Below are 9,648 nucleotides of genomic sequence, written 5' to 3'. Positions count from 1 at the left end.
TTTACAGATTGGTTTCAAACTCGTCACAAACCCCCAAAAATCGCCGATCATTTGAGAAAATTTAAATGAAATTCATTTTTTCAGCACGAAGAAAATTTCGTTTTTCGGAAAAATTTTAAATAGAGATTGGGTGAAAACATGTTTCAAACAACCGAGATCGGAATTGATCTAGGCACAGCTAACATATTGGTTTACAGCAAAAACAAAGGAATCATTTTAAATGAGCCTTCCGTTGTCGCCGTGGATACGGAAACAAAGAGCGTATTGGCGGTCGGAACAGAAGCCAAAAACATGATCGGAAAGACACCGGGAAAAATCGTCGCGGTCAGACCGATGAAAGACGGAGTCATCGCCGATTATGACATGACGACAGACCTCTTGAAGCAGATTATGAAAAAAGCCGGAAAGAACATCGGCTTTACTTTCAGAAAGCCGAGCGTCGTCGTCTGCACGCCATCCGGTTCAACCGCGGTTGAACGGCGTGCGATCAGCGATGCTGTCAAAAACTGCGGAGCCAAGCAAGTCCATTTGATTGAGGAGCCTGTCGCTGCCGCCATCGGCGCAGACCTGCCTGTCGATGAACCTGTCGCAAACGTTGTCGTCGATATCGGCGGCGGCACGACAGAAGTGGCGATCATTTCATTCGGAGGCGTAGTCTCATGCCACTCGATCCGGATCGGCGGCGACCAGCTTGATGAAGACATCGTGTCATTCGTCAGAAAAAAATACAACCTGCTGATCGGTGAACGGACGGCCGAAGAAGTCAAGATTGAGATCGGCTACGCATTGATTGACCATGAGACGAAAACGATGGAAGTCAGAGGGCGCGACCTTGTCACAGGCCTGCCGAAAACAATTACCCTGGAATCAATAGAGATTCAGAAGGCGATGCGCGAATCGCTCCTTCATATTATCGAAGCCATCAGAGCGACGCTTGAAGACTGTCCTCCCGAGCTGAGCGGAGACATTGTCGACCGGGGCGTGATTTTAACCGGAGGAGGCGCGCTATTGAACGGCATCAAAGAATGGCTGTCACAGGAAATCGTTGTGCCCGTGCATGTTGCTGCAAATCCGCTCGAGTCTGTCGCCATCGGAACGGGCCGCTCTCTTGAAGTGATCGATAAATTGCAAAAAGCGGCTAAATAATTTTTGTTTTCGCGTCTTTTTTCCCTGCTTCTTTCATATCGTGAGGAATGGAGAAACGATAAGGAGGAAGAACATGCTTAGAGATATGGGAAGACGCCTGGCCATCACCGTTATTTTAAGCGGTATTATTCTCGGGGGGATGAGCATCTCCCTTGCAAACATGCCAAGCTCGCCCCCCGGCCAAACGGCCAAAATCAACCGTTAAAAAAGATGCAGCCTTACCGGGCTGCGTCTTTTTTTCTTTTCAATCAAATATTTGATATGATGTTATGGACAATAAAGGAGGTTTTGCCAATGAATTCGTTTACTGATAAACTGAGCAAATATGCGAAGCTTGTAGCCGAAGTCGGTGTAAACGTTCAAAAAGGACAGAAAGTCGTTATCAACGCGTCAACAGAAGTACGCGATTTTGCACGGCTCCTCGTCAAAAGCGCCTATCAAATAGGGGCAAAAAACGTAACGGTCCGCTGGCAGGATGATGAGGTGACAAGGCTGAAATATGAGCTGGCCCCAGCGGAAGCCTTTGAAGAATTCCCTGAGTGGGAAGCGAAAGGTCTGGAGACGCTCGCTAAGGAAGGCGCCGCTTTTATTTCCATTGTCTCTTCAAGCCCTGATCTTTTGAAAGGCATCGATTCCAAAAAAATCGCGACCCAGCAAAAAGCCGCCGGAAAGGCGATGCATACATACAGGCAAATGATTCAATCGGATAAAGTCAGCTGGACTGTCGTCGCAGCACCTTCACCGGCCTGGGCCAAAAAAGTATTCCCTGACGCAGATGAAAAGACAGCGATGCAAAAGCTGTGGAATGAGATCTTCAAAACGACCCGCGTCGACCGTGAAGATCCTGTCCAGGCGTGGAAAGACCACGATCAAACTTTGCGCGATAAAGTAAGCGTCTTAAACGACAAGCATTACCAAGCCCTTCATTACCAAGCAAAAGGAACAGATTTGACGATCGAGCTTCCTGAGAAGCACCTGTGGGTCGGCGCCGGAAGCACTAACGAAAACGGCATCGAGTTCATGGCCAATATGCCGACAGAAGAAGTATTCACCGCTCCGAAAAAAGACGGAGTGAACGGCACTGTTTCAAGCACAAAGCCGTTAAGCTACGGCGGCAATCTGATCGACGGCTTTCAGCTGACATTTGAAAACGGACGGATCACCGATGTCAAAGCTGAACAAGGTGAAGAGATTTTAAAAGAGCTGATCGAAACGGATGAGGGTTCACACTACTTAGGCGAAATTGCGCTCGTTGCCCACGATTCGCCGATTTCCAAGTCCAATATTCTGTTTTACAACACGCTGTTTGACGAAAACGCCTCAAACCACCTCGCAATCGGCAGTGCGTACGCATTCAACATCGAAGGCGGAAAGCAGATGTCGCGCGAAGAGCTGGCGAAAGAAGGATTAAACGAAAGCATTACACATGTTGACTTCATGATCGGTTCAGGAGAAATGAATATAGACGGAATCACAGCAGACGGAAAAAGAGAGCCGATTTTCAGAAACGGCAACTGGGCGATCTAAAGCCTTCCGCACAAAAGGACCTCAGAAGTTTTCTGAGGTCCTTTTATATCATTTCCGCATGCTGCCAGCCTTTCTAACTTCCGTACATAGATGGAGCTATAAAGCCGTCCAATGCCCCGCCTCCTCATGATTTGGGCAAACTGCTTAAATGTTCATGCTTCAGCTTCCAGCTTCCTGACTCGTCCTTTACAAATACGTTTGTCGCACGGCCTGCCCCTTGAACCGGTTCACCCCTAAAAAACCCTTTCCATTCGTATGTATAAAGACAGACGGCCTGTTCGTCCGTTTCCGTGATCCAACTGATATGACTGGCGCTGTATACTTCGTTTTCGATTTGCTTCCAGGCGTTTTCAAAATAACGCTGAATTTCCTTAACGCCCGAGCACGTTTCATCCGAGAACCAGTACACAGCGTCGGGATGAAGGAGCTTTTTGACATTCTCAAACTCATGTGTGTTTGTTGCTTGAATATATTGCTCAAGAGCCTTGCGGCATGACACGGCAACCATCTCCCTTTTTATAAAAAAACCCGCTTTTTAAGGCGGGTTTTCTATCATTATGCGTAAAGTTCAGCAAGCTTGTCCTGAACCGCTTTGTCTTCCAAAAATTCATCATAGCTCATCTGTTTATCGACGATTCCGTTTGGCGTGATTTCGATGATCCGGTTGGCAATTGTTTGGACAAACTGATGGTCATGAGATGTAAACAGCATAGCGCCTTTAAAGCTGATTAAACCGTTATTCAGCGCTGTAATGGATTCGAGATCCAAATGGTTGGTCGGCTCATCAAGCATCAGCACATTGGCGCCGGACAGCATCATTTTGGAGAGCATGCAGCGGACTTTCTCTCCCCCTGACAAAACGCTTGCTTTTTTCAGCACTTCTTCCCCGGAGAACAGCATCCGGCCCAAAAATCCGCGCAGGAAGCTTTCGCTTTGGTCATGCGGCGAAAATTGGCGGAGCCAGTCGACAAGGTTTAAATCGCTGTTTTCAAAATACTCGCTGTTGTCTTTCGGGAAAAACGCCTGGGATGTTGTGACGCCCCATTTAAACGATCCGCTGTCAGGCTCCATTTCCCCGGCAAGGATTTTAAAGAGCACAGTAGCGGCAAGCTCATTCCGGCCTGTAAAGGCGATTTTATCTTCTTTATTCATCATAAAGCTGACCGAGTCAAGCACCTTGACACCGTCAATCGTTTTCGACAGGTCTGTGACAACAAGCACATCGTTTCCAATTTCGCGTTCAGGTGTGAAATGTACGTACGGATACTTGCGCGATGACGGCTTAATATCGTCAAGCGTAATTTTTTCAAGCAGTTTTTTTCTTGATGTCGCCTGCTTCGATTTTGAGGCGTTGGCGCTGAATCTGGCAACGAACTCCTGGAGCTGTTTGATCTGCTCTTCTTTTTTCTTATTGGCTTCCTGATTCATTTTAAGCGCAAGCTGGCTTGATTCATACCAGAAATCATAGTTTCCGACATAAATTTGAATTTTGTTAAAATCCAGGTCGGCGATATGCGTACATACTTTATTCAAAAAGTGGCGGTCATGCGATACGACGATAACCGTATTCTCAAAATTGATTAAAAACTCTTCAAGCCACTGGATCGCCTGAATATCCAAGTGGTTGGTCGGCTCATCGAGAAGAAGGACGTCAGGCTTTCCGAACAGGGCCTGTGCAAGGAGGACCTTCACCTTTTCGGAACCGCCCAAATCCGCCATTTTCTTCGTATGCAGTTCTTCAGCAATGCCGAGGCCTTTTAACAAAATCGCAGCTTCCCCTTCGGCTTCCCAGCCGTTCAGCTCGGCGAATTCGCCCTCAAGCTCTGCGGCGCGGATTCCGTCTTCATCTGAAAAATCGGGTTTCATGTAAATCGCGTCTTTTTCCTGCATGACTTCATAAAGGCGTTTATGCCCCATGATCACGACTTTCAGCACTTCATGCTCTTCATACTCAAAGTGGTTCTGCTTCAGGACGGCAAGGCGTTCGCCCGGGCTCATATGAACCTCGCCCGTCTGAGGCTCGATTTCACCTGATAATATTTTCAAAAAAGTGGACTTTCCGGCGCCGTTTGCTCCGATCAATCCGTAGCAGTTACCCGGCGTAAACTTAATATTTACATCTTCAAACAGCTTCCGGTCCGCAAACCGCAAGCTGACATTTTGAACAGCTATCATTTAAAATCCTCCATCTATACTTCATTAAAAAGAGTATAACACGAAAATTCCGCAAGAGAAATGCTTTGCTTTTTTACGATAAAGTTTTAAAGAAAAATATATCAAAAAAACACTTGTTCACACTTTCTTTGTGACAATATGTTACAATTATTGAAGAATGGGGGAAGGAATAATGAAATTAAAAGATGATCCTGATATCATCAGGTGGATCAATTCAAGGCCGCGCCAAGCGCTTTTCGTGTCAGTGGCCATGGTGATTTCTACGATGTCTATCGGGCTTTTCAAAGGGTTTGATATGTGGACCTCGGACTTTTTGATATTTTCCTGTCTGCTGATCGGCTTCGGCCTCCTTGTGGGATGGCTGCAAAAGATATATTATAAAAAGGTGATATTTGAAGAAAACTCGGATCGTTAGACGGAGGAAGACATGAAGCTTATCACTTTGACGGAATACTGCATGTTTATTTTTTTCGCAGGGGTTTATCTTGCCGTAACCGGCTTTACAGCACGGGATGTGGGCCTTTACATCGGGATTGCCATGATTTACGTGTTCGTTCATATCGCGGCGAAACGAATGCTGTCAAAAAGGGGAAAAGAAGCCGCGGAAATCAGAATCTTATACAGCGTTCTTCTGATTATGGCCTCTGTGTTCGTTACCGTACTGTTTATCGCAGTACTGGCATCATTATCCGCATAAATCAAGCAAAAATGCCTGATTGTCCAAATGGACATCAGGCATTTTTCAGTCTGTTTTTCGGATTTCGTTGAACGGGAAAAACACAAATTGTGAAGTCCCGGCCACTCGTTTTTTATCGATCAGTCCGAGTCCGTTCCGGCTGTCCATCGATCTCTGACGATTGTCTCCCATCACGAAATACTTGCCTTCCGGAACCTTCACAGGGCCGAAATCGCCCGTCAGTTTGACGCCGACTGCTTCCGCCTCTTTTCTGTTTTCCGAAAGATACGGCTCAGACACCTTTTTCCCGTTTATGTACAGCGTGTCGTCTTTCATTTGCACGGTATCTCCCGGCAGGCCGATCAAGCGCTTCACATAATGGACATTTTTTTCATCGCCGTCGATAATGACGATATCTCCCCGCTTAAATTCGCCTACGTATTTAACCGTTTTATAGACGAACAGCCGCTCTCCGTCGTGCAGCGTCGGATCCATTGATGTACCTTCGACTAAATACGGTTCGAATAAAAATGCCCTGATCAATAACGCCAGAACGACTGCGATAATAATGGCTTTTACCCATTCAAAGAGAGAGTTTTTATTTTGGGTGGATTTTTCTTCAGTCAAAACGCTTCCTCCTAAAAACAGTCTGTCACAGCATACATGCAAAATAAAGCTTTCCTATACTTTATCACAAGTTCCTGCCGAATACATAATTCCCGCGTTCACTTCCGGCAAAAACGGTAAAAAAGAAAGTGCCACACAGGGATTACTGTGGCACTTTCAGCACTTATTTTTCAGTTGGAACCGGCTTTTTCAAGATGCCGAGAATGAGAGCCGTCACAACCGCACCAATCAAGATACTGAGGAGATACAGCAGCGCATGGTTCGTCGTAAAGAAGAGAACGAATATTCCGCCATGCGGCGCTTGCAGTGTGACATGGAAAAATTGAGATAAACCTCCGGCAACTGCTGATCCGATGATAGAAGCAGGAATGACGCGCGCCGGATCGGCTGCCGCAAAAGGAATCGCACCTTCAGTAATAAATGACAAGCCCATCACGTAGTTGGTAATTCCGGCTTCGCGATCCCGTTTTGAAAATTTATTTTTAAAGAAAGTCGTTGCAAGGGCAATTCCAAGCGGAGGCACCATACCGCCCGCCATGATCGCTGCGTGAGGTCCAAAGTTTCCAGCTTCAATCATCGCGATACCAAATGTGAAGGCCGCTTTGTTGATCGGACCACCCATATCAATCGCCATCATACCGCCTAAAACAATACCCATTACAACAAGGTTTCCTGTTCCAAGACCTTCAAGCCAATGTGTCATGCCATCCATAATATACTTGACAGGCGTATTGACAACATAATGCATGATGATTCCGGTCAAGAATATTCCAAACAACGGATAAAGAAGGACAGGTTTTAATCCGTCAAGCACTTGCGGCAGACCAGCGAACACTTTTTTCAATAGGACAACAATATAACCAGCCAAGAAACCGGCAATCAGTCCGCCTAAGAAACCGGCGCCGGCTTGCGTCGCCATGAAACCTCCGACCATACCAGGCGCAAACCCCGGACGATCCGCGATGCTCATCGCGATAAATCCTGCCAATACAGCGACAATTAATCCAAGTGCTTGAGTTCCGCCTATAGTATTTAATACAGCTGCAAACTCATTATAAGTGGGATCTCCCGGTTTGGTCGCGTTAATTCCCCAGAAGAATGAAACCGCAACTAAGATCCCGCCCCCGACGACGAATGGCAGCATGTTGCTGACACCGCTCATCAAGTGTTTGTAGAAACCGCCGCCTTTTCCTTTGGCAGCTCCGTCTTCAGAAGCAGATGCAGATGCACCGCCGCCTTTACCCTGATAGATAGGCGCGTCTTGTTTCAGCGCCTGCTCAATCAGCTCTTTCGGACGTCTGATTCCTGCTGTTACAGGTACTTCAATGACATGTTTGCCTTGAAAGCGATCCATTTCAACCTGTTTATCGGCGGCGACGATGATCGCAACCGCATCTTCGATTTCCTGCGCTGTCAGACCATTTTTAATACCGCTTGAACCGTTCGTTTCAACTTTGATATCAACGCCGAGCTCTTTCGCCTTTTCTTTCAAAGCATCGGCAGCCATGAACGTGTGGGCGATCCCTGTCGGACATGCTGTAACCGCAAGGATTTTTCCTTTTGCTGATGGTGCAGATGCTTCTTCGGCCTGCTCTTCTTCTTCATCATCTTTATCATGCTGATTGATGATGTCGATGATTTCGTCTTCGGATGAAGCTTCAAGCAGCTGTTTGCGAATCTCTTCCCTCATAAGCAAAGTCGACAGTCTTGACAATGCTTCCAAGTGAGTGTTATTCGCGCCGTCTGTAGCAGCGATCATGAAAACGAGATGGCTTGGCTGACCGTCAAGGGATTCATAATCGACGCCGTCTTTTGAACGGCCGAACGCGATCGCAGGCTCTTTAACGCTTGCCGTTTTCGCATGAGGGATGGCGATGCCTTCGCCGATACCGGTGGAACTTTGTTTCTCACGGTTGATCACGGCTTCTTTGTAGCCTTCTTTATCATTCAACTTGCCCGCCTGATCCAAAACGCTGACGAGTTCTTCGATAACGTTTTCTTTCTGGCTGCTCTCAAGGTTTAACTTGATCGTATGCTTCGTTAGTAGCTCTGTTATTTTCATAACCTTTCCTCCTTTAAATCGCTTTGACTTGAACTTCCGGAAGCAGCTTGTGAACGAGCTCTTCCGTTCCCAGCTCCTCTGAAAAGGCGGTTGCGCTTCCTGACGCGACACCTAAGCGAAAAGCTTCTTTGATGTCGAGCTGTTTTTCAATGCCTGCGAGAAAGCCTGCAACCACTGAATCTCCGGCGCCGACTGAGTTCACGAGCTTTCCTTTAGGTACGTTGGCATGGTAGACGCCGTCTTTTGTAAATAAAAGTGCGCCTTCCCCAGCCATGGAAACGATCGCGTTTTCGGCCCCGCGTTCAACGAGTTTCTTACCATAAGGCACCGCTTCTTCCGCTGAAGTGATGGTTGTTCCAAACATTTCACCGAGCTCGTGATGGTTCGGTTTCATTAAAAGCGGCTTCATTTCTGCTGCTTTTAGGAGTGCCTCACCCGAAATATCAACGACAACCCGGACATTTTGCTCTTCACACTTTTCTGCAATCTTTTCATAGGTGTCCTGCGGCAATGAAGAAGGAATGCTGCCAGCCAATACGACAATGTCCCCTTCTTTCATCGCTGAAAACTGGTCTAAAAAGGCCGCGAAATCTTCTTGGCTGATGACGGGCCCCTGCCCGTTGATTTCCGTCTCATCCCCGGTCTTCAATTTGACATTGATGCGCGTGTCTCCATTCACCTCATGAAAAGCTGTTTCAAGCTTCTCTTCTTCGAGAAATGATTTGATGTACCCCCCGGTAAAACCGCCGATAAAACCGAGAACTTTAGAAGGTACATGGTGTCTGTTCAGTACGCGTGAGACATTGATTCCTTTGCCTCCGGGATATTTCGTGTCATAGACTGAACGATTCAGCCCGCCTACGGAAAATTCTTCAACGTGAACAATATAGTCGACCGATGGGTTGAGAGTTACAGTGTATATCATGTTTTCACTACCTTTACGACAGTTTTTTCTTGATAGTTATCAAATGAATGTTTTGCAGATCCTGCTGTAATGATAGTTGCTTCGTCTAAACCGGCAAAGGCAGAAAATGAAATTTCCCCAAACTTGGAAACGTCAGCTAAAATAAATGCTTTTTTCGCCTGGTTGACAGCTTTTGTTTTCAAAAGCGCTTCTTCAGGATCCGGAGTCGTAAATCCCGCTTCTTTATGAATGCCATTGACGCCGATGAAGCTTTTGTCAAACCGGTATTGGCTGATGGCTGATAAAGCCGAACCGCCCACGATTGCTCCGGTTTTATACTTCACATACCCGCCTAATAAATAAAAAGTAATGCCTTTTTTACCTAATGCCTCAATGTGCATGACTCCATTTGTGACCACGATAATATCCATCTCCGGATCGATAAAATCGATCATTTGCAATGTGGTCGTTCCGGCATCAAGGTAGATACAATCGCCTTCTTCAAGAAGTGAGGCCGCTTCTTGAGCGATT

11 protein-coding genes are annotated in these 9,648 nt (G+C 46.7%); 5 read left to right on the top strand and 6 right to left on the bottom strand.

Annotated features, from left to right (window positions below):
• Positions 1-138 precede the first annotated feature (138 nt).
• From mreBH to C1T29_RS08955, 3 genes are all read left to right on the top strand, one after another.
• Positions 139-1,146 (top strand): rod-share determining protein MreBH, encoded by a 1,008-nt coding sequence (gene mreBH / locus C1T29_RS08965; protein WP_020451234.1) that lies wholly within the window; start codon positions 139-141, stop codon positions 1,144-1,146.
• A 73-nt stretch (positions 1,147-1,219) separates the two neighbouring features.
• The gene (locus C1T29_RS08960) at positions 1,220-1,351 is read left to right on the top strand and encodes a protein YkpC (RefSeq protein WP_003181378.1); all 132 of its coding nucleotides are present in this window, start codon (positions 1,220-1,222) and stop codon (positions 1,349-1,351) included.
• An 89-nt stretch (positions 1,352-1,440) separates the two neighbouring features.
• Positions 1,441-2,673 (top strand): aminopeptidase, encoded by a 1,233-nt coding sequence (locus C1T29_RS08955; RefSeq protein ID WP_023857280.1) that lies wholly within the window; start codon positions 1,441-1,443, stop codon positions 2,671-2,673.
• 124 nt (positions 2,674-2,797) lie between these two features.
• Here the strand turns inward: C1T29_RS08955 and C1T29_RS08950 are convergent, their stop codons facing one another.
• Together C1T29_RS08950 and C1T29_RS08945 are read right to left on the bottom strand one after the other, a co-directional pair.
• Positions 2,798-3,172 carry a YybH family protein gene (locus tag C1T29_RS08950; RefSeq protein WP_020451232.1) on the bottom strand — a complete coding sequence of 125 codons (375 nt, stop codon included), beginning with the start codon at positions 3,170-3,172 and terminating at the stop codon, positions 2,798-2,800.
• A gap of 56 nt (positions 3,173-3,228) precedes the next feature.
• A complete protein-coding gene (locus C1T29_RS08945) occupies positions 3,229-4,848 on the bottom strand; it encodes an ABC-F family ATP-binding cassette domain-containing protein (protein ID WP_020451231.1) in 1,620 nt (539 codons plus the stop codon).
• Between the two features lie 172 nt (positions 4,849-5,020).
• On the opposite strand from C1T29_RS08945, the gene C1T29_RS08940 reads away from it, so the two are divergent.
• Positions 5,021-5,263: a hypothetical protein gene (locus tag C1T29_RS08940; protein ID WP_020451230.1), complete on the top strand. Its 243-nt coding sequence runs from the start codon at positions 5,021-5,023 to the stop codon at positions 5,261-5,263.
• 12 nt (positions 5,264-5,275) lie between these two features.
• Positions 5,276-5,545, top strand: coding sequence for a hypothetical protein (locus tag C1T29_RS08935; RefSeq protein ID WP_020451229.1), 270 nt, complete (start codon positions 5,276-5,278; stop codon positions 5,543-5,545).
• A 45-nt stretch (positions 5,546-5,590) separates the two neighbouring features.
• Here C1T29_RS08935 and lepB read toward each other — a convergent pair whose 3' ends face one another.
• From lepB to C1T29_RS08915, 4 genes are all read right to left on the bottom strand, one after another.
• Complete coding sequence (lepB, locus tag C1T29_RS08930; RefSeq protein ID WP_020451228.1) at positions 5,591-6,151, bottom strand: signal peptidase I; 561 nt, start codon at positions 6,149-6,151, stop codon at positions 5,591-5,593.
• A 163-nt stretch (positions 6,152-6,314) separates the two neighbouring features.
• Positions 6,315-8,213, bottom strand: a complete 1,899-nt coding sequence (locus C1T29_RS08925; RefSeq protein WP_020451227.1) for a PTS fructose transporter subunit IIABC — start codon at positions 8,211-8,213, stop codon at positions 6,315-6,317.
• A 13-nt stretch (positions 8,214-8,226) separates the two neighbouring features.
• On the bottom strand, positions 8,227-9,138 hold the full coding sequence (gene pfkB / locus C1T29_RS08920; protein WP_020451226.1) for a 1-phosphofructokinase: 912 nt from the start codon (positions 9,136-9,138) through the stop codon (positions 8,227-8,229).
• Positions 9,135-9,648, bottom strand: a 514-nt coding sequence (locus C1T29_RS08915) for a sugar phosphate isomerase family (RefSeq protein ID WP_208945657.1), incomplete at its 5' end; no start/stop codon positions are given. The genes C1T29_RS08915 and pfkB, both read right to left, overlap by 4 nt.

The sequence above is a fragment of the Bacillus sp. MBGLi79 genome (assembly GCF_002953915.1).
The sequence above is the reverse complement of the archived record's forward strand: the minus strand, read 5'-3'. Positions and strand labels throughout refer to the sequence as shown.

Coding starts and splice junctions, on each gene's coding strand:
- C1T29_RS08935 (WP_020451229.1), top strand. CDS start 5,276: ATGAAGCTTATCACTTTGACGGAATACTGCATGTTTATTTTTTTCGCA.
- C1T29_RS08940 (WP_020451230.1), top strand. CDS start 5,021: ATGAAATTAAAAGATGATCCTGATATCATCAGGTGGATCAATTCAAGG.
- C1T29_RS08960 (WP_003181378.1), top strand. CDS start 1,220: ATGCTTAGAGATATGGGAAGACGCCTGGCCATCACCGTTATTTTAAGC.
- mreBH (WP_020451234.1), top strand. CDS start 139: ATGTTTCAAACAACCGAGATCGGAATTGATCTAGGCACAGCTAACATA.
- C1T29_RS08925 (WP_020451227.1), bottom strand. CDS start 8,213: ATGAAAATAACAGAGCTACTAACGAAGCATACGATCAAGTTAAACCTT.
- pfkB (WP_020451226.1), bottom strand. CDS start 9,138: ATGATATACACTGTAACTCTCAACCCATCGGTCGACTATATTGTTCAC.
- C1T29_RS08955 (WP_023857280.1), top strand. CDS start 1,441: ATGAATTCGTTTACTGATAAACTGAGCAAATATGCGAAGCTTGTAGCC.
- C1T29_RS08945 (WP_020451231.1), bottom strand. CDS start 4,848: ATGATAGCTGTTCAAAATGTCAGCTTGCGGTTTGCGGACCGGAAGCTG.